This window comes from Pantoea sp. UBA5035, from assembly GCF_002415245.1.
GTDB lineage: Bacteria > Pseudomonadota > Gammaproteobacteria > Enterobacterales > Enterobacteriaceae > Pantoea > Pantoea septica.
This window is the reverse complement of the sequence record NZ_DICD01000027.1, coordinates 319,351-338,647: the sequence shown is the minus strand read 5'-3', so window position 1 is coordinate 338,647 and position 19,297 is coordinate 319,351. Positions and strand designations below refer to the sequence as shown.

Below are 19,297 nucleotides of genomic sequence, written 5' to 3'. Positions count from 1 at the left end.
CAGGGTTATTGACCTCGATCAGCTTTTTTTCCCTTTTTGCCTCTCACCGCGCATTATTGTCCTGACGTTAACCTTAGTAACCAGTTGATTACATTATTGTCACAGCCAGCGCCGTCGCTTCAGCCACCATGCGACGCCGATAATCATAATCAGCAGCAGCAGGCAGAAAACAGTGAAGCCGAGATGCCAGTTGGCGCCCGGAATGCCGCCGAGGTTAACGCCGAACAGCCCGGTCAGAAAGGTGGTCGGCAGAAAAATCATCGCCAGCAGCGACATGGTGTAGGTGCGGCGGTTCATCGCCTCCGCCATCTGCGAGGCGACCTCATCGGCGAGCACGGCGGTGCGCGCCACGCCGGCGTCGAGATCGTCCAGCCCGCGCCCTAGCCTGTCGGAGACCTCCTGCATACGGCGGCGGTCGCTGTCATCCATCCACGGCAGCTTCTCGCTGGCGAGGCGCGAATAGACGTCGCGCTGCGGCGTCATATAGCGCCGCATCACGATCAGCTGCTTGCGCAGCAGCGACAGCTCGCCGCGCGCCGGCACGCGCTGGTCCAGCAGCGCATCCTCCAGCACGATGATTTTGTCATGCAGCTCTTCAATAAATTCGCTGGCGTGATCGGTCAGCGCGTCGCAGATATCCACCAGCCAGCTGCCGCCATCTTCCGGGCCGTTGCCGTTCTGCAGATCGGTCAGCACCGCGTCCACCGCATAGACCTTACGGCGACGCGTCGACACGATCAGCTTGTCGTTGATAAACACCCGCATCGCCACCAGCTGTTCCGGCCGAGAGTCGGCGTTGTGGTTGACGCTGCGCAGCACGATCATAAAGCCGTCGCCAAGTCGGCTGACGCGCGGCCGCATGCTGTCGCCCGCCAGCGCGTCGCGCACCGTGTCGGGGATCAGCGGCGTAGACTGCAGCCAGTCGGCGCTCTCACGATGGGTATAGTTAAGATGCAGCCAGCAGGGACGCTCGCAGTGGATGACGTCCTTATCTTCGATGGGGATCAAGCCGCCCTTGCCATCAAGCTGGCAGGCGATTATGGCGTCGGATACCTGCAACGCTTTGCCTTCAATGACGTTCACTCACTTGCCTCACTAAAAAAATCAATACGATACAGTCTAGCGCGGCGCGGTTGAGTTGCAATCCTCAGGCTGTGAGCAAAGGTGTCTGCAGGCGGCCTGCCAGGCAGGCCGCGCAGGACTTAGTGCTTTTCGATCCACAGCTCGCGGCTGTAGGCGACATCTTCGGGGTTGTTGATGGGATAGCCTTTCACCCACGGCTTGATCAGGCGGCCGTTGGTGTACTGATAGATCGGCGCGATCGGCGCCTGGTCCGCCAGAATCTGCTCCGCCTTGTTGTAGTCGCTGTTGCGCGCCTCGGCCTGGGTTTCGCCGCTCGCTCTGGCGAGCACCGCGTCGTAGTCGGCGTTGCTGAAGCGCGCGATGTTGCTGCTGTTGCCGCTGGTCAGCAGGCTGAGAAAGGTAGACGGTTCATTGTAGTCGCCGACCCAGGAGGCGCGGATCACGTCGAAATTGCCGCTGTTGCGGCTGTCGATATAGGTTTTCCACTCCTGATTCTGCAGCGTGACCTGAACGCCAAGGTTCTTCTTCCACATCGACGCGACGGCGATAGCGATTTTTTGATGGCTTTCCGAGGTGTTGTAGAGCAGCGTCAGGTGCAGCGGTCGGCCTGGGCCGTAGCCTGCGGCGGTGAGCAGCGCCTTCGCCTGAGCGTTAAGCTCCTGCTGGCTGTGCTGCTCAATATACGACTGCGCCGGTTTGAAGCCTGCGGTCACGTCGGGGGTAAAGCGCCAGGCGGGCTTCTCGCCGGTGCCCAGCACTTTTTCCGCGATAATGCGGCGGTCAATGCTCCACGACAGCGCCTTACGCACGCGCGCATCCGCCGTGGCGCCCTTCTGGGTGTTGAAGGCGTAGTAATAGGTGCCGAGCTGGTCAGGCGTATAGACCTCGCCCGGCAGCGTTTTTTTCAGCTGTGCGTACAGGTTTTTCGGGAACGATTCGGTGATATCGATATCGCCCGCGCGGTAGCGCTTGGTGGCGCTGGACTCTTCGTTGATGGGAATAAAGGTCACTTTGGTCAGCACTGAATGCGCGTTGTCCCAGTAGGCTGGATTACGCGTCAGCACAATTTTCTCATTCACCACGCGCGATTCCAGCTGATAGGCGCCGTTGCCCACCAGCTTGCCCGGCGCGGTCCAGCCGTCGCCTGCGCTGGCGATAACGCGCTGCGGCACCGGGAAGAGCGCCACGTTGGCCGCCAGCGCCGGGAACCAGGGCACCGGACGATCCAGCGTCACTTTAAGATGCTGCGCGTCGACGGCGCTGACGCCGAGCCGATCCGCCGGCATCTCGCCTTTGGTTATCGCGCCCGCGTTGCTGATGCCCGCCAGCCCGGCGAACCAGGCAAAAGGCGAGCTGTTTTTCGGCTCGACCAGACGCTGCCAGCTGTAGACGAAATCCTGCGCCGTCACCGGCTCGCCGTTGGACCATTTCGCGTTGCCGCGCAGCGTAAAGATCCAGGTTTTATTGTCGCTGCTGCTCCAGCTTTCAGCCACGCCCGGCACGATATTGCCCTGCGCATCCTGATTAGTCAGTCCTTCGAAGAGATCGCGAATTACCTGAATTTCCGGCAGGCCGACCGCTTTCATCGGATCGAGCGAGGCGGGCTCGTCTTTGATATGGCGGACAATCTCCTGCTGGGCGGCCAGCTGCGCGCCGGCCGGCAGCTGCGCCGCCAGCGTCGGCGTCGCGATGGCGGCGAGGATCAGCGCCGTCAGCGTCTTGCGAAATGTGCTTTTCATCTTCACTCCCTTACCCTAATGAAGCGCTGCGCAACGCACTGCAGGGCGCAGCATGACCCAGGCACTGTAGCGCAAATGCCTGAAGGATAAATAGCGATTTTCCGCGCGCGGCTTTTCCGCTACTTTGTCTGAACAGGGCAATAAAGGAGAAAGCCGATGACGGTGTTACACCCGCGACCACGACGCGGCAAACTTGAGATTCCGTATCAGCGCTACGGCGACAGCGTGCTGGGCGCGCCGCTGCTCTGGTTTCCCGCGCCGGCCGCCGATAGCGACAGCGGGCTGATCCTGGCGGGCACCCATGGCGATGAAAACGCCGCCGTCGCCACCCTGTCCGCGGCGATGCGCACGCTGCCGGACCGGCTGCGGCGTCATCACGTGGTCCTGGCGGTCAATCCGGACGGCTGTCAGCTGGGCCTGCGCGCCAACGCGCACGGCGTCGATCTCAACCGCAACTTTCCGGCGGCCAACTGGCAGAGCGGCGAGACGGTCTATCGCTGGAACAGCGCCGCCGAGGCGCGCGACGTGCTGCTCTCGACCGGCGATCGGCCTGGCTCCGAGCCGGAGACCCAGGCGCTGTGCGAGCTGATCCACGGGCTGAAGCCGCGCTGGGTAGTCTCCTGGCACGAGCCGCTGGCCTGCATCGACGATCCGCGCAGCAGCGAACTTGGCCACTGGCTGGCGCAGCAGACCGCGCTGCCGCTGGTAGGCAGCGTCGGTTACGACACGCCCGGCTCGTTCGGCAGCTGGTGCAACGACCTCGGCCTGCCCTGCATTACCGCCGAAATGCCGGCGATTTCAGTGGATGAAGCGACAGAGCGCTATCTGGAGCCGATGATTAACCTGCTGCGCTGGCAGCGATAACCACTTTGCCGGCGCTGACCTGAATGGCGGGCTCGACATCCACCGCCAGCCAGGTCGGCCCGTCGAGATCGGCGAAGCGCGCCGCCGGCGCCAGCGGCAGCGCGGCATGGATCGCGCGCGAGGTGCAGATCATGCAGCCGAGCATCACCTCCAGTCCGAGCGCCTTCGCCGCTGCCGCCAGCGCCAGCGCTTCGGTCAGCCCGCCCGCTTTATCCAGCTTGATATTGACCATCTCATAGCGTCCCTGCAGCGCAGGCAGGCTGTCGCGGGTATGGCAGCTTTCGTCGGCGCAGATCGGCAGCGGATGGATAAAGTTCGCCAGCGCCGCATCCTGTCCGGCGGGCAGCGGCTGCTCCAGCATCGCCACATCCAGATCCGCCAGCAGCTGACAGCGCGCCGCCAGCCCTTCGGCCTGCCAGGACTCGTTGGCGTCGACAATCAGCGTCGCCTGCGGCACCGCCGTGCGGATCGCCACCAGCCGCTCGGTGATAAAGGTGTCGTCCAGCTTGATTTTCAGCAGCGTCGCGCCGTGCTGCCAGAGCGCCCGGGCGCTGCTCGCCATCGCTTCGGGGGTGTCGATGCTGACGGTCTGCGCCGTCACCACCTCTGCGGGCGCCGCAACGCCGTTTAGCGCCCAGAGATCCTGGCGCTGCTGGCGGCTCTGCAGATCCCACAGCGCGCTGTCGACAGCGTTGCGCGCCGCGCCGGCCGGCATCGCCAGCTGGAGAGCGTCGCGCGTCATGCCCTGCTGCAGCGAAGGCAGGATCTCGGCGATCTGCGTCAGCACGGAGGCTTCGGTTTCGCCGTAGCGCGCATAGGGCGTCGCCTCGCCGGTGCCTTTGACGCCATTCTCTTCAATCTCCACCACCACCACTTTCGCTTCGGTGCGGCTGCCGCGGGCGATGACGAAAGGGGTATGCAGCGGCCAGGACTCGGGATAGCTTTTTACCGTTCTCATACTCTCTCCATGTCATTCGATAACTGCGCGTCGTCTCGGATAATCTGCGTTTTCCGCTCGTAAGTCTCTTATAGATATGTCATAAATCTTTTTTCAAACCATACTTACCTGTAGCCAGTTATCTGACATTTAAGGAATCGCTATGTCTCACACTGTTCATTTTCAGGGCAACCCGGTTGAGGTTGCTGGTCACTTTCCCCAGGCAGGCGAGCAGGCTAAAGCCTTTTCGCTGGTGGCGAAAAATCTCTCCGACGTGTCGCTCTCTGAGTATGCAGGAAAACGCAAGGTTCTGAATATTTTTCCCAGCGTGGACACCGGCGTCTGCGCCGCCTCGGTGCGCCGCTTTAACCAGCTGGCCAGCGAGCTGACCAACACGGTGGTGCTCTGCGTCTCCGCCGATCTGCCTTTTGCGCAGTCGCGCTTTTGCGGCGCCGACAACCTGAATAATGTCGTGACGCTCTCGACGCTGCGCGGCGCGGAATTCAAACAGGATTACGGCGTGGCGATTTCTGCTGGCGCGCTGGCGGGCCTGACGGCGCGCGCGGTGGTGGTGCTGGACGAGCATGACAAGGTGCTGTACAGCCAGCTGGTCGACGAGATCACCACGGAACCCGATTACGACGCGGCGCTGGCCGTACTGAAATAGCGTTACCCCCCGGCGGCGGTTAGCCGCCGTTTTTCTCTTCCTGCTCGCCGCGCCTCTGCCCTAACCCATACTCACGCAGCTTGTTGGCGATAGCCGTATGCGAGACGCCAAGGCGTTTCGCCAGCTTACGGGTGCTGGGATAGGAGAGATAAAGACGGGTAAGCACGGAACGCTCGAAGCGGCTGGTGATCTCGTCGAGCGTGCCCTCCATCGCCTCTTCGCCCAGCGAGGCGTCCAGCGCCTGCTCAGGCAGCACGATATCCTGCGGACGCAGCTCGTGCCCCTCCAGCTGCGTCAGCGCGCGATAGAGCGCGTTCTTCAGCTGGCGCACGTTGCCCGGCCAGTTGTAGCGCGTCAGCAGGCCGTTAAGCTGCGGCGAGAGGCGCGGACGCGGAATGCCCTGCTCGTCGGCAAAGCGCGCCACAAACATCTCGGTTAGCGGCAGGATATCGAGCGGGCGCTCGCGCAGCGGCGGCAGATGCAGCGTCAGCACGTTCAGACGGTAAAAGAGATCTTCGCGGAACTCCCCGCGCTGCACCAGCTCGATCAGGTTCTTCTGCGTGGCGCAGATGACGCGCACGTCGACATGCACCTCATGCTCTTCCCCGACGCGGCGGAAAGTGCCGTCGTTGAGAAAACGCAGCAGCTTGGTCTGCATGCGCGGCGACATTTCACCGATCTCGTCGAGCAGCACCGAGCCGCCGTTGGCCTGCTCGAAGAATCCCTTTTTCCCCTCTAACGCGTTGGGATAGGCGCCGGCGGCATGGCCAAAAAGTTCGCTCTCCGCGACGTCGTCCGGCAGCGAGGCGCAGTTGAGCGCCAGGAAGGGCTTCTTGCCGCGCGCGCTGCGCAGATGGCAGGCGCGCGCCAGCATATCTTTGCCGGTGCCGGTATCGCCAACGATCAGCAGCGGCGCATCATGCATCGCCAGCTTGCGCGCCTGATCGATCACCTGACGCATCTTGGGCGTTACGGCGATGATATGGTCGAACTCCGACTCGTCGGTCACCACCAGGTTTTGCAGCTGACGCCCCATGCGGGCGGTGGACTTCAGCATCACCATCGCACCGACCGGCTGATCGCCTGCGCCTTCGTCGGCGGTCAGGTAGATGGGACGCGCCTCCATCAGGAAATCGCGGCCGTCGATCACCACATGCTGCGCCTGCGCCTCAACGCGGTCGCTCTCCAGCCAGCGCTGGAAGTTGAAGCCGCTAATCAGGTTGCCCGCGCTGTGGTTGCGAATTTTTTGTTCGTCGAGGTCGAACAGATTTTGCGCCGCCGGGTTGGCCAGCTCGACCTTGCTTTTGAGATCGATAGAAAAAACCGGCTCCGGCATGGCGACCAGCAGCGCGCTCAGGGCGCGGTGCTCCCGCTCCGAAGGCATATAGGCGACGGTGCGCACGTCGGTCACGCCGGGCGTGCGGCGAATCTCCGCCATCAGGCTGCTGAACTGGTCGAATTCAAGCGCAGAGAAGTTAAGGTAAATACGGCCGAGCGCCGCGATTTCAATGCCGCGTAAATCGATGTTACGGGCGACTAACAGATCGAGCAGCTCGCGTGCCAGACCGATGCGGTCCTGGCAGAAGACTTCAAGACGCATTGCGATGGCCTTAGTCAGGTGAAGAATCTGGAGATAATACGCTAACTTGCGGCAGGTCTGAAGAGGCGTGGAAGCAAAAGTTGACAGTGGTGTTCAGCCTGCGGTGCGCGCCGCGCGAGCGGCGGCGCACCAGCAGGGGAAAGCGCTTAGCCTTCGCGCTTTACGCCGCTTTTCGGCAGCGTCTCTTTAAGCTGGCTGATAAGATCGCGGCGAAAATCGCCCAGCCGCGGCTTATCCTCCTCCAGCCAGGGCAGCGGGCGGCACAGCTCCATCGCCTTGATGCCGAGCCGCGCGGTGAGCAGACCGGCGCCGATGCCCTGCGCGGCGCGCGCAGAGAGCCGGGCGGCGATATCCTGCGACATCCAGTCCATGCCGACTTCGCGCACCAGCTCCGACGCGCCGGCGAACGCCATGTTCAGCAGCACCAGCCGAAACAGCCGCAGCCGGCTGAAATAGCCTAGCTCAATGCCGTAGATAGCGGCGATGCGGTTTACCAGCCGCAGGTTGCGCCAGGCGATAAACGCCATATCCACCAGCGCCAGCGGGCTGACGGCGATCATCAGCGTCGACTCCGCGGCGTGGCGGCCGATTTCGCGTCGCGCCTGGCGATCCTGCACCGGCTGCACCAGCTGCGCGTAGAGCGTGACGGTTTCGCGGTCGTTTTGGGTTTCATGCAGCGAAGCGTGCCAGCGCTGCAGCGCCGGATGCGCCTGATCGAGACCCGCCTGCTGCGCCAGTTTTTCGCAGAAGGCGCGCCCTTTGCCGACGCTATGGCTGTGCAGCAGTTCGCGTCCGACGTCGCGCGTTTCGGCGCGGGCGCGCAGCTTATAGAGGCGGCGCCACTCGCTGGTCAGCGCGCCGACGCCGGCAATAACAATTAAGGCGCCCGCCGCGCCGCTGCCGAGGGCAAACCAGTCGCGCGTCAGCCAGGCGTCGTGCATCCACTGCACGCTCTGTGCCGCGACGCTGACGGCAAACAGCGCCGCGCCCGCGCCGACCAGCCGGCGCCACAGGCTGCGCTTCGGCCGCAGCGCCTGCTCCACCGCCCGCTCGCCCGCGCCCTCTTCCATTACCTCGTCGGCCTGCTCGTCGACGGCGAGAAACGCCTGCCGCGCCTCGCCGTCGAAAGCCTGCGCCGGGCGCAGCGCAGGCTCGCGCGGGGCGTCCAGCGGACGGGCGAAATCGATACGCGGCTTGAGTTGTTCGTCGTTCATCGCAGCTTGTCTCCTAATAAAAATTCCAGCGCGGCGTCCATGCGGATATGGGGCAGCGGTCGATCGATATCGAGCGGCTGCGGCCGGAACTGTTCAAACTGAAATCCCTGCTGCTGCCAGAAGGCGTGGCCCGGCAGGCGCGGCGGCACTTCGCCTGGATAGAAGGTCAGGGCTTCGCCGTCCGCCAGCCGCTCGCCGCGCAGCGCCGGGATCTTTTCGCCGCGGTGATCCACCAGTCCGCTCTGGGTGGCCTGCACCGACGCGAGGCCGACGCAGTCCATGCTGATGCCCTCGAAGGCGGCGTTTTGCCACGCGTCCTGCACCAGCTGCTGCAGCAGCGACACCATATTGCCGTGCTGATCGGCGGTGATATGGTCCGCTTTGGTGGCGGCGAACAGCAGCTTGTCGATCACCGGCGAAAAGAGCCGGCGGAACAGGGTGCGCTGCCCGTAGTGGAAACTCTGCATCAGCTGAGTCAGCGCCAGCCGCATATCGTTAAACGCCTGCGGTCCGCTGTTCAGCGGCTGCAGGCAGTCCACCAGCACGATCTGGCGGTCGAAACGCAGGAAGTGGTTGCGGTAAAAGTCCTTCACCACATGCTGACAGTAGTAGCGAAAGCGCTGCTGCAGCATGGCGAAGTTGCTGCCTTTGTCAGCCTGCGCCAGCTTGCCGCGTTCCGCCTCGTCCGTCAGCGGCCAGGGAAAGAACTGCAGCGCGGGCGCGCCCGCCATCTCGCCCGGCAGCACAAAGCGCCCCGGCTGAATAAAGTGCAGCCCTTCGGCCTTGCAGCGGTGCAGATAGTCGGTCCAGGCGGCGGCGATGGCGGCCAGCCGGTTTTCATCGGCGGGCGCAAAGGGATCGAGCGACGCGCAGAGTTCGCGCCAGGGCTGCGCCCACTGGGCGCGATCGCCCTGCAGCAGCCCGACCATCTGCCGCGACCAGTCGAAATAGTCCTGCGCCAGCATCGGCAGATCGAGCAGCCATTCGCCGGGATAGTCAACGATCTCCAGATAGAGCGTCGCGCTCTCTTTGAAGTGGCGCAACAGCGAATCCTGCGAGCGGTAGCGCAGCGCCAGCCGCATTTCGCTGACGCCGCGCGTTGGCGTCGGCCAGGCGGGCGGCGTGCCGTAGAGCTGCGCGAGCCCTTCGTCGTAGGTGAAGCGCGCCGTGCCCATATCGCGCTGCGGAATGCGCTTGACGCCCAGCAGGCGTTCGTCGCGCACCACGGAAAAGAGCGGCAGCCGCGCGCCGCTGTGCACGTTAAGCAGCTGGTTGACTAATGAGGTGATAAAGGCGGTTTTACCGCTGCGGCTCAGGCCGGTTACCGCCAGGCGCAGATGACGATCCGCGCCGCGGTTGAATAATGACAGTAGCTCAGACTTGTTTATCATCTTTTTCCCTGATGAAGCGCGCCGCCGCCCGCTTCATAACGCGCTGCAGCAACGGCTCCAGCGCCAGGGAAAGCAGCATGCGCAGCGGGCGACGCGCAACCGATTTTACCGCCCAGCCGGTCAGCCCGGCCGGTCCATAGCTCACGGCATTGATAATGATGAATTTCCCGACCGACTTCAACGCGGGGGTCGCGCGGCGGCGAAAAGAGGACGTGCGTGAATATAACAAAGTATACCTCCGGTTGACGGGTATAACGGGGCCAAAGCGGCCCCGTTCAGGGAAAGTCAGAGCTGGCGAAAGCGGCTACGCACGCTGAAGGTTTCAGAAGTGACGTAGCGTTCGATCTCGCGCACGCTGTACTCATCGCGCCGCAGCGCGCTTTCCAGCCGGTCGAGCAGTTCGCCGGCGTTGGGCCTGGTCGCGCCCTCTTCGGCATCCGCCGGTTTCACGTCAAGCACGAACCCCAGAATGAAGTAGGCGCAGATAGTAATCGCGAACAGGCCGAAGAACAGCGACAGCACCACGATAACGCGCAGCAGCCGCACCGGAATATCCAGGTACTCCGCCACGCCGGCGCAGACGCCCATCAGCTTCCCTTCGTCCGGCTTGCGCCAAAGCTTGCGTTTAATCATGGCTGCCTCCAGTTAGGATGCTCGGCGTCCAGAATAGACTCCAGCGCATGGATGCGGTCGCGCATACGTTCCGCATCCTGCGTCAGCTGCTGCAGGCGCTGCAAATCGCCTGCCGACAGTTCGTTGCCGCTGCGGCGATTGCTGTAGTGCAGCCATAACCAGATCGGCGCGACAAACAGCACGAAAATGGTCAGCGGTATAGCGAGAAAAAGTGCGCTCATTGACTCTCCTTAATCACTCTCGCAAATCAAATAGTGTTATTCGCTACGGTTCATTTTGGCTTTCAGCGCTTCCAGCTGCTGGCTGATTTCGTCATCGGCCTGCAGATCGGCAAACTGCGCGTCCAGCGACTTCGACTTGCCGAAACGCTGGCTTTCCGCTTCTGCTTCCATATGGTCGATGCGGCGCTCAAAAGATTCAAAGCGCGCCATGGCTTCATCCAGCTTGCCGCTGTCGAGCTGACGACGCGCGTCGCGCGAGGTAGAAGCAGCCTGATGACGCAGGGTCAGCGCCTGCTGACGAGCGCGGGTTTCGCTCAGCTTTTTCTCCAGCTCGCCGATTTCGCCCTTCATGCGCTCCAGCGTCTCTTCAACGTGAACCACTTCCTGCTGCAGCGAGGCGATCAGGTCGGTCAGCTTCTGTTTTTCGATCAGCGCCGCACGCGCCAGATCATCTTTTTCTTTGCGCAGCGCCAGCTCCGCTTTTTCCTGCCATTCGGCCTGCTGGATTTCCGCCTGTTCGATGCGGCGGTTCAGCTGTTTTTTCTCCGCCAGCGCGCGCGCCGAGGTAGAACGTACTTCAATCAGCGTGTCTTCCATTTCCTGAATCATCAGGCGTACCAGTTTCTGCGGATCTTCCGCACGCTCCAGCAGCGAATTGATGTTGGCGTTAACGATGTCGGCGAAACGAGAAAAAATACCCATAATGATGTTCCTCTTTGATTATGTTGGTGCGCCATGCGCTGATTGTTATATTCAAAAGGCGTGCCAGTTTTTATTTCACTGATTTTTATAGCTATTTATATTTTACAGCGTTGCGCAGGTCGCGTAAGGTAGTTAAATTGATTAAGAGGTGGTGAATTTCATCATGGTAGACAGCAACGATAACCTGTTAGGCGAATCCAATAACTTTCTCGAAGTTCTCGAGCAGGTATCCATGCTGGCGCCGCTGGAGAAGCCGGTGCTGGTGGTCGGCGAGCGCGGCACCGGCAAAGAGCTGATCGCCAGCCGCCTGCACTACCTCTCCGACCGCTGGCAGGGCCCTTTTATTTCGCTTAACTGCGCCGCGCTGAACGAAAATCTGCTCGACTCCGAGCTGTTCGGCCATGAGGCGGGCGCCTTTACCGGCGCGCAGAAGCGTCATCTGGGCCGCTTCGAGCGGGCGGATGGCGGCACGCTGTTTCTCGATGAGCTGGCGACGGCGCCGATGCTGGTGCAGGAGAAGCTGCTGCGCGTCATCGAGTATGGCCAGCTGGAGCGCGTCGGCGGCAATCACGCGTTGCAGGTTAACGTGCGGCTGGTATGCGCCACCAACGAGGATCTGCCCGCGCTGGCGGCGGCAGGGAAATTCCGCGCCGACCTGCTTGACCGCCTCGCCTTTGACGTGGTGCAGCTGCCGCCCTTGCGCGAGCGGCGCAGCGACATTCTGGTGATGGCGGAGCATTTCGCTATTCAGATGTGCCGCGAGCTGGGCCTGCCGCTGTTCCCAGGCTTTACGCCCGAGGCGCAGGAGACCCTGCTGGCGTATCAGTGGCCTGGCAATGTGCGCGAGCTAAAAAACGTGGTGGAGCGCTCGGTCTACCGTCATCACAGCAGCGACGAGCCGCTCGACCGGATTATTATCAATCCCTTTGCGCCGCGCGAACTGCCGACGGCCGCCGCGCCGGATGACTCTTCAGGCTCCCTTCCCGCTTTGCCGCTTGATTTGCGGCTGTGGCAAAATCAGCAGGAGCGCGCGCTGGTGGAAGCCAGCCTGCAGCAGGCGAAATATAACCAGCGCCGCGCCGCAGAACTGCTGGGTGTGACCTATCATCAGTTGCGGGCGATGATGAAGAAGCACGGTATAGAGAAGGAGTGATTTCATCATTATTTCAATGGATTACATAAAAAAATCTGACTTTCAAAACTTCATGCATCATCTCTTAACAGCCTGTTTTTGCAGCTATTTTAAATAGTTTTAGAGAAAGTTGTTCCATGGAGCTGTGCGAGGCTGACGAAATCGCGCAGACCTGCCACATCAATTATGGCGTGAGCTTCCCGATGTTCGAGAAAGTTGAGGTCAACGGCGCCTTAACGCACCCGGTGTTTCGTTATCTGAAAGACGCATTGCCCAGCGTGCCAGGCGGGCGCCTCAAATGGAACTTAACTGAGTTCCTGATCGGACGCGACGGTATACATGCTGGCTGAAAAGCTATCAGCCAGCTTTCACGCTTACCCCGATATTGCATCGTTACGTTCACAGGAAAAATATTCAGGAAACGCAGGTGCGGGACAAGTTTTTCAGTTATTGCTCTGTGCCTGACCCGGATGGCAACGACAGTTCCATAAGCTGCCCTCCTTCTTCCGCAAGCCGTGCTAAATAGTGCGACGTTTCCAGAATCTGATAAGGAAAATAGAGGCCTGGCGCAACCGGTGGCTTTCCATCTAGCCCGACCAGTCGCTCAAGAAGCAAGGCAATTCCCATACCTGTCAAGGGTGCTGCGCCACCCGGATGTACTACCGCATGTCGGGTATGAAGAGCTTGTCCAGCCAGATCCAGCCCCGAAATTTCAATAATGATTTCGGTCGAGAATTTTCCGCCGTCACGCCGACTCGAACTGACACCCGTGCCCAGGTCAAACTGGACACTATGCGCGCCAGTTGCTGATGCCAGTCCAGCAACGTCAATCGACGAGAAACCGGTAGCGCCTATTTCGGTGCCGTCGACTGCTGAGAATGTAGTCCTGGCATCATTGCCCTCCCGCCATATATAGACGCCGGCCCGGCGCGTTAGCGCGGCAGGCATCAGGTGATTCAGATGTTCGAAATCAGCGGCGACCGCTGGGCCGCCGACATCCTCTTCATCGACTAACGCCCCAATACGGATTTTATGTACCCGGCTGAACGCCTTGCTCAGATGAAGCGTAGGAACTGTCGTGGCACCTACCAACCACTCATAGCCAAGCACCACTGCCGCCGCATGCGGGGCATTCATAAAGTTGGCAATTTCCGGAGCAATCTCGAACACACCAGAAGAAATACTGAGATGTGATACGCCACGGGATTGAGCAAAACGGAGTGCAGCGAGAGAATGGTCTTTATAGAGAACGACCACCGCGCTGATTTTTTGTTCGCCGAGGCCGAGATCTGCGCATGCGGTATCGATGACTACCCCTTGCGCGCCTCCCATTTCTTTCGCTGCGTTCTGCGCTCTGGAAAGATCTCGACTGCCTATCAGCAAAGGAAGGTGAGGATAAGTCGCGTGGATTGCCCGAGCAGTCTGACGGCCAATTGCTCCGGAGCCGCCCAGTAGTAACACAGGGTCAAATGACATAAGCGTGGTTCCTTATTAACGTGATAAGCTACCAATAGTAGGAAAGGTAGCACCACTTGCGAGCATAAGCTACCTTTAGTAGGTTATATGAGAAAAATATAATGAGAGAACAAAACGCTTCGTTAGCCAGGTCGCCTGCACGGAGATTATCGAAGGCAGAACGGCGACAGCAACTCCTCGACACCGCGCTTATGATCGTGCGAGAGGAAAATGCAGATCGACTGACTCTGGGACATTTGGCTGTACGTGCCGGTGTCTCTAAACCCGTGGTTTATGATCACTTCCCGACTCGCTCGGCGTTGCTGATTGATCTGTACAGATGGATTGATATGGAACGGATCAGGAGGTTCACTGAGGCCATAAGCACGCCCCCCCGAAACCTGCAGGAAACCGTACAAGTACTGGCGAGTGCTTATATTCACTGCGCCGCGGACAAAACGGACGAGTTTCATGCAGTAGGTGCGGCGCTGGCGGGGAGCGAAGAGAAGGCGGTGGTTTTCCAGGAACTCCTGGACAATTGTGTCGCAATGTTTGTGACAGTTCTGACACCACATCTACATATGTCGCCGCAGGAGTTACTACAACGTTGCATCGGCCTGGTCGGCGCGGGAGAGGCGCTGTCCGTTGCGCTTACTCGTGGGCGACTCAAGGAGACTGAAGCGGTTGCAGCCTTCGCTTCCCTGATCAAAGGACTGGAGCAGACGAGTGCAAGCTGAAAGACAGGTATGGTCCGATTGTAAACTCTCCAGGCGTAGTGGTGCCTGGAATTATTAAAAGCATTATCCTTATTCCAGAGTGACTAATAGATTCATAGTTACTGCCGACATTTTCTCCTGCTGGCAGCGTTTGTTTCTTGCAACGCCGTAGCCGGCAGATTGCTATTAATACGTAAGCTGTTCATGCGGGGTTTGCTTGCGTCTTTTTCAGTCCGGTGTGGTCGTACATGCGCCTGCCCTTCTACTTCTCTGCTTGTGCGCTGTCCACCTGAGCGTACTTCCCCAGATGTCTGAAGTCGCGTAACGCAGCCAGTATGAAGGCAAAAAAAAGCCCGCTTGCGCGGGCAACAATACTGGAAGCAATGTGAGCAATGTCGTGCTCTTCACCGGTAGAGCCACCGCTGAAGCGCAATTAAATAATAATCATTCTTGTTCTCACTTGTAAAGCTCTAATTGAGAATTTTTCTCATTACCACAGCAAGGGTGTGTCTATTTTCTGCTCTCTGGCGAAAATCCCCCCAGCCGCGTCACCATATTTTGGGACATCGCCGCCTTTGCGATACACTCAGCCTATTGCCCGAACACCGTTGAGTTCTATGTCAAAATTAATCCCGTCGCTGATGCTTATTCTCAGCCTATTCAGCGCGTCTGCCTGGTCGGCAGAGAGTCGCGATATTCGCCACAGCGGCTTCGTCTACTGCGTCAACGGCACGCTGAATACCTTCAATCCGCAGATGGCGAGCAGCGGCCTTGCCGTCGATACCCTCGCCGCGCAGCTATACGATCGTTTGCTGGATGTCGATCCCTACACCTATCGTCTGGTGCCCGATCTGGCCTCTTCCTGGGAAGTGCGCGATAACGGCGCGACCTACCGCTTCCACCTGCGCAGCAAGGTTTCTTTTCAGCGCACGTCCTGGTTTACGCCGACGCGCGCAATGAACGCCGATGACGTAGTATTCAGCTTTGCCCGCATGTTCGATCGCCACCATCCGTGGCACAACGTTAATGGCGGCAACTATCCCTACTTCGACAGCCTGCAGTTCGCCGATTCGGTGCAGAGCGTTAAAAAGCTCGACGGTAATACGGTTGAGATCCGACTCAACAGCCCGGATGCCTCCTTTCTCTGGCATCTGGCGACCCACTACGCGCCGGTGCTGTCGGCGGAATATGCCGATCAGCTGACCCGTAGCGGCCGCCAGGAGGAGCTTGATCGCCAGCCGGTGGGTACGGGTCCTTACCAGCTCAGCGAATATCGCGCCGGACAGTATATTCGGCTGGCGCGCAATCCCGCCTACTGGAAAGGCGTGCCGCGCCTGCAGCAGGCGGTAATCGATATGGGCGCAGGCGGAACGGGCCGCCTGTCTAAGCTGCTGACCGGAGAGTGCGACGTGCTCGCCTATCCCGCCGCCAGTCAGATCTCTATCCTGCGCGACGATCCCCGCCTGCGCATGACGCTGCGCCCCGGCATGAACATCGCCTATCTGGCGTTTAACACCCGCAAAGCGCCGCTGGACCGTCCGGAAGTGCGCCACGCGCTGGCGCTGGCGATCAATAACGAACGCCTGATGGAGTCGATCTACTACGGTACGGCGGAAACTGCCGCCTCGGTGCTGCCGCGCGCATCATGGGCTTACGATAGCGAAGCGCGCGTCACCGAGTATGATCCGAAAAAAGCGCGCGCGATGCTGGCGTCGCTGGGCATAACCGATCTCCATTTGCGTCTGGTGGTGCCCTCCGCCTCGCAGGCCTGGAACCCTAGCCCGCTGAAAACGGCGGAGCTGCTGCAGGCCGATCTGGCGCAGGTTGGTGTTAAGGTGAGCATCGCGCCGGTAGAGGGCCGCTTTCAGGAAGCGCAGCTGATGGCGATGAACCACGATCTCACCCTTACCGGCTGGGCGACCGACAGTAACGATCCCGACAGTTTTTTCCGCCCGCTGCTGAGCTGCGCGGCGATTCGCTCGCAGACCAACTATGCGCACTGGTGCTCGCCCGGCTTCGATGAAGCTCTGCAAAAGGCGCTGCTGTCGCAGCAGCTGGCGGGCCGTATTGAGAACTATCACCTGGCGCAGCAGATGCTGGCACGCGATCTGCCGGTGCTGCCGCTCGCCTCTTCGCTGCGGTTGCAGGCCTACCGCCACGATATTAAAGGCCTGGTGTTAAGTCCGTTCGGCAACGCCTCTTTTGCCGGAGTCTACCGTGATGAGCGCGAGGAGCCGTAAGTGATCATCTATATGTTGCGTCGCCTGTTATTGCTGGTGATTACCCTGTTTCTGCTGTCGCTGGTGGGCTTTAGCCTGAGCTACTTCACGCCCAACGCGCCGCTGGAAGGCGCTTCGCTGTTCGATGCGTGGTGGTTCTGGTTCAGCGGCATGCTGCAGTTTGATTTTGGCGTCTCCAGCACCAATGGTCAGGAGATTGGCCTGCAACTGCGCGAAGTGTTCCCCGCCACGCTGGAGCTGTGCGTGCTGGCGTTTGTGCTGGCGCTGCTGACCGGGATTCCGCTCGGCATCTGCGCCGGCGTGACGCGTAATAAGTGGCAGGATAAGGTGATTAGCGCGCTGGCGCTGCTCGGCTTCTCGATGCCGGTATTCTGGCTGGCGCTGCTGTTTACGCTGTTCTTCTCCCTGACGCTCGGCTGGCTGCCGGTGTCCGGCCGTTTTGATCTGCTCTACCCGGTGCAAAATATTACCGGCCTTGCGCTGGTTGACGCCTGGCTGAGCCCGTCGCCGTGGCGTCATGAGATGCTGGTCAGCGTAATGACGCATATGATCCTGCCGGTGATTGTGCTGGCGGTCGCCCCTGCCACCGAAGTGATCCGCCTGCTGCGCGCCAGCACCAGCGAGGTGATGGATAAGAACTACGTGAAGGCGGCCGCCACGCGCGGGCTGTCGCGTTTTACCGTGATCCGCCGCCATGTGCTGCATAATGCGCTGCCGCCGGTGATCCCGCGTCTGGGCCTGCAGTTTTCCACCATGCTGACGCTGGCGATGATCACCGAGATGGTGTTCAACTGGCCTGGGCTGGGCCGGTGGCTAATTAATGCTATTCGTCAGCAGGATTATGCGGCGATTTCCGCAGGCGTGATGGTGGTTGGCGGTCTGGTGATTCTGGTGAACGTGGTTTCCGATATTATTGGCGCGGCGATGAATCCGCTGAAGCATAAAGAGTGGTATGCGTTGCGGTAGGGAAAGATGTATTTGGTGCGGCCATGTAGATCTGATGCTAGTGAGGGGCAAATTACTTTGCTGACGGATCAGCCAATGACCCTTGGCTGCATCAGTCTCAGCCGCTGCCCATCAATGGTGACAACAATTCACACTTAACTAAACTAAGGCCTACCTTAGAAATTATGCCAGAAGGTTTATCATATGTGAATCCATAATTTAGAGTGCGATTTAGCCAAAACCTCGTCATACACAGGATTACATTCGAGAAAAGAGAGTTTTTAGCAATAATCCCCTATGAAGTTGAAGCACTACTGAATAATAAAATATTGTTAGTTTTGATACCCGATAGAAAATAGAAAATTAAAATTACCTTATAAGCTGGACAATTTTTCGCCCAATTGACTGAAGGTAAATCTGACCAGATTATATATAGAACTTTTATTAATGAATGAAGGTTTAAGAATTTAATTTAATAACCCTCTATTAACATCACCAGCCTCGTAAAACTCCTTAAATGCTTTTATCACATAAGAAAAATCTTTAACTGTTGATGCCTTTGAAAGGGATTCTCCAAGAATTGGTATAAGTTCTCTGGCGTAACTTTCGTTATAAAAAGTCCTAACATCTATATCACCGTCTTCCATGCTTGTTTCAAGTAAGACCATGTAGATACTATATTCAGAATACAATACCATTTTATAAGGAACATATTTATCCTCTTGATCATTATCAAGAACAAGGACTCCACTATGGCCTTCTAGTATGCTCAGGTAGTTCATCACCTGAGAAATTGATGGTTGTAAAATTAGAGGCAGTTGCACACGCCCACCATTGTCTAAATAATACCCACCCAGTTCAAATTTAATCATTACTTCTTAATCTCCTTTATCAATTTCATGCCGGACACACACATATAAGCCTTTTATTAAAATCAGTTATGCTAAATATATTACCCACGCACTTCTTTGATTTTCACAAGATTTAATAATACTTTTATCAATGAAAGATATTATCCGCTCTCCAGACCTTCCCTAACTTAGTTATTCATGAATTCGGCATCTTGGTTGTTCTAGGCTATGGTCAGGCCGAAAAGAAGGGAGGGTTACTGGTCAGATAACAATTAAAAAAAACAAGCCGTTGAAGACTGGGATTCGTTTTTCCTAAAGCTTAATAAAAAAGTCTTGAGTGAGCTGCTTACCTGTGGGGATGGCTTCATCTTTACCAAAAGATAACAAATGCTCCTCATCATTAAGCTTTATTGAGTACCCATATAGTATCTCACCCTCCTAATTTGCTCTCATCACACCGCCCTTTTACCTGCATATTCCTTATTTTTTTCCTTTCCGCTATAGGATGTTTCCACTTCCTGATAAAAATTATTCTTACTTCCCATAAGTAATCACCCGAGTTATTTATATGCTATTCAACTAGCGAGAGATATATTCCGATTGCTTTATCGTCTGACGTGTCTGTTTGCCTGATAAACAATTATTCTCAACGTCATTTTTCAGGATTTATATATAAATACCTGTTATTTATTTCCAAGCGCAATTCATTTGCAATATCAAGTATTTTTTTATATTCATCTTTTGTTATGGGTATGCCATAGTCAGCAATATGATCACATAATGTTTCAAAAGCAAGGGTGCTTTCCGAATGCTCCATATATTCTAAATCAAAATCAATGACTATTGGATCTATACGATCTTTCAGTCCCTCTCCGAATATTCTAATCTGTTCATTAATATCCATACT

The 19,297-nt window shown here is 58.2% G+C and carries 19 protein-coding genes and 1 pseudogene; 7 read left to right on the top strand and 13 right to left on the bottom strand.

Features of this window, described 5'->3' with window-relative positions; translation table 11 throughout:
- Positions 1–99: 99 nt before the first annotated feature.
- Positions 100–1,083, bottom strand: a complete 984-nt coding sequence (gene zntB, locus B3229_RS18395; protein WP_286873177.1) for a zinc transporter ZntB — start codon at positions 1,081–1,083, stop codon at positions 100–102.
- A 119-nt stretch (positions 1,084–1,202) separates the two neighbouring features.
- A complete protein-coding gene (locus tag B3229_RS18390; protein WP_048786274.1) occupies positions 1,203–2,822 on the bottom strand; it encodes a peptide ABC transporter substrate-binding protein in 1,620 nt (539 codons plus the stop codon).
- A 156-nt stretch (positions 2,823–2,978) separates the two neighbouring features.
- Between B3229_RS18390 and mpaA the strand changes: the two genes are divergently transcribed.
- Entirely contained in the window at positions 2,979–3,686 is a 708-nt protein-coding gene (gene mpaA, locus B3229_RS18385; protein ID WP_286873175.1) for a murein tripeptide amidase MpaA, read from the top strand.
- On the opposite strand, the gene ycjG is transcribed toward mpaA, so the two are convergent.
- Entirely contained in the window at positions 3,661–4,644 is a 984-nt protein-coding gene (gene ycjG, locus B3229_RS18380) for an L-Ala-D/L-Glu epimerase (RefSeq protein WP_286873173.1), read from the bottom strand. The two genes, mpaA and ycjG, sit on opposite strands and share 26 nt — an antisense overlap.
- A gap of 142 nt (positions 4,645–4,786) precedes the next feature.
- Here ycjG and tpx point away from each other — a divergent pair, with 142 nt between their 5' ends.
- Positions 4,787–5,290, top strand: coding sequence for a thiol peroxidase (tpx, locus tag B3229_RS18375; protein ID WP_033790209.1), 504 nt, complete (start codon positions 4,787–4,789; stop codon positions 5,288–5,290).
- Positions 5,291–5,309: 19 nt separating this feature from the next.
- On the opposite strand, the gene tyrR is transcribed toward tpx, so the two are convergent.
- The 7 genes from tyrR to pspA form a co-directional block, all read right to left on the bottom strand.
- The gene (tyrR, locus tag B3229_RS18370) at positions 5,310–6,890 is read right to left on the bottom strand and encodes a transcriptional regulator TyrR (RefSeq protein ID WP_033790210.1); all 1,581 of its coding nucleotides are present in this window, start codon (positions 6,888–6,890) and stop codon (positions 5,310–5,312) included.
- A 146-nt stretch (positions 6,891–7,036) separates the two neighbouring features.
- Positions 7,037–8,104, bottom strand: a complete 1,068-nt coding sequence (locus B3229_RS18365) for a YcjF family protein (protein ID WP_048786264.1) — start codon at positions 8,102–8,104, stop codon at positions 7,037–7,039.
- A complete protein-coding gene (locus B3229_RS18360; RefSeq protein WP_286873168.1) occupies positions 8,101–9,495 on the bottom strand; it encodes a YcjX family protein in 1,395 nt (464 codons plus the stop codon). The genes B3229_RS18365 and B3229_RS18360 overlap by 4 nt, the downstream gene beginning before the upstream one ends.
- Positions 9,479–9,724 (bottom strand): phage shock protein PspD, encoded by a 246-nt coding sequence (gene pspD, locus B3229_RS18355; protein WP_048786259.1) that lies wholly within the window; start codon positions 9,722–9,724, stop codon positions 9,479–9,481. Before pspD ends, B3229_RS18360 begins: the two co-directional genes overlap by 17 nt.
- 56 nt (positions 9,725–9,780) lie before the next feature.
- Positions 9,781–10,128 carry an envelope stress response membrane protein PspC gene (gene pspC / locus B3229_RS18350; protein ID WP_048786256.1) on the bottom strand — a complete coding sequence of 116 codons (348 nt, stop codon included), beginning with the start codon at positions 10,126–10,128 and terminating at the stop codon, positions 9,781–9,783.
- Positions 10,125–10,349 (bottom strand): envelope stress response membrane protein PspB, encoded by a 225-nt coding sequence (gene pspB / locus B3229_RS18345; RefSeq protein WP_033746941.1) that lies wholly within the window; start codon positions 10,347–10,349, stop codon positions 10,125–10,127. The genes pspC and pspB overlap by 4 nt, the downstream gene beginning before the upstream one ends.
- A 36-nt stretch (positions 10,350–10,385) precedes the next feature.
- The gene (gene pspA / locus B3229_RS18340) at positions 10,386–11,051 is read right to left on the bottom strand and encodes a phage shock protein PspA (protein ID WP_033746938.1); all 666 of its coding nucleotides are present in this window, start codon (positions 11,049–11,051) and stop codon (positions 10,386–10,388) included.
- A gap of 163 nt (positions 11,052–11,214) precedes the next feature.
- Between pspA and pspF the strand changes: the two genes are divergently transcribed.
- Together pspF and B3229_RS18330 are read left to right on the top strand one after the other, a co-directional pair.
- Complete coding sequence (gene pspF / locus B3229_RS18335; RefSeq protein ID WP_286873542.1) at positions 11,215–12,204, top strand: phage shock protein operon transcriptional activator; 990 nt, start codon at positions 11,215–11,217, stop codon at positions 12,202–12,204.
- A 128-nt stretch (positions 12,205–12,332) separates the two neighbouring features.
- Positions 12,333–12,518: pseudogene (locus tag B3229_RS18330) on the top strand (glutathione peroxidase); the annotation flags it as partial.
- Positions 12,519–12,630: 112 nt separating this feature from the next.
- Here the strand turns inward: B3229_RS18330 and B3229_RS18325 are convergent.
- Positions 12,631–13,659, bottom strand: a complete 1,029-nt coding sequence (locus tag B3229_RS18325) for an NAD(P)-dependent oxidoreductase (RefSeq protein ID WP_286873164.1) — start codon at positions 13,657–13,659, stop codon at positions 12,631–12,633.
- Positions 13,660–13,760: 101 nt separating this feature from the next.
- On the opposite strand from B3229_RS18325, the gene B3229_RS18320 reads away from it, so the two are divergent.
- From B3229_RS18320 to sapB, 3 genes are all read left to right on the top strand, one after another.
- Positions 13,761–14,375 (top strand): TetR/AcrR family transcriptional regulator, encoded by a 615-nt coding sequence (locus B3229_RS18320; RefSeq protein WP_286873162.1) that lies wholly within the window; start codon positions 13,761–13,763, stop codon positions 14,373–14,375.
- A gap of 596 nt (positions 14,376–14,971) precedes the next feature.
- Complete coding sequence (gene sapA, locus B3229_RS18315; protein ID WP_286873160.1) at positions 14,972–16,594, top strand: ABC transporter substrate-binding protein SapA; 1,623 nt, start codon at positions 14,972–14,974, stop codon at positions 16,592–16,594.
- Positions 16,595–17,560: a putrescine export ABC transporter permease SapB gene (gene sapB, locus B3229_RS18310; protein WP_033746932.1), complete on the top strand. Its 966-nt coding sequence runs from the start codon at positions 16,595–16,597 to the stop codon at positions 17,558–17,560. It begins immediately after the preceding gene.
- Positions 17,561–18,006: 446 nt separating this feature from the next.
- Here sapB and B3229_RS18305 read toward each other — a convergent pair whose 3' ends face one another.
- Together B3229_RS18305 and B3229_RS18300 are read right to left on the bottom strand one after the other, a co-directional pair.
- The gene (locus B3229_RS18305; RefSeq protein ID WP_286873157.1) at positions 18,007–18,411 is read right to left on the bottom strand and encodes a DUF6911 family protein; all 405 of its coding nucleotides are present in this window, start codon (positions 18,409–18,411) and stop codon (positions 18,007–18,009) included.
- 631 nt (positions 18,412–19,042) lie between these two features.
- Positions 19,043–19,294 carry a MafI family immunity protein gene (locus B3229_RS18300; protein WP_286873155.1) on the bottom strand — a complete coding sequence of 84 codons (252 nt, stop codon included), beginning with the start codon at positions 19,292–19,294 and terminating at the stop codon, positions 19,043–19,045.
- Positions 19,295–19,297: the final 3 nt, after the last annotated feature.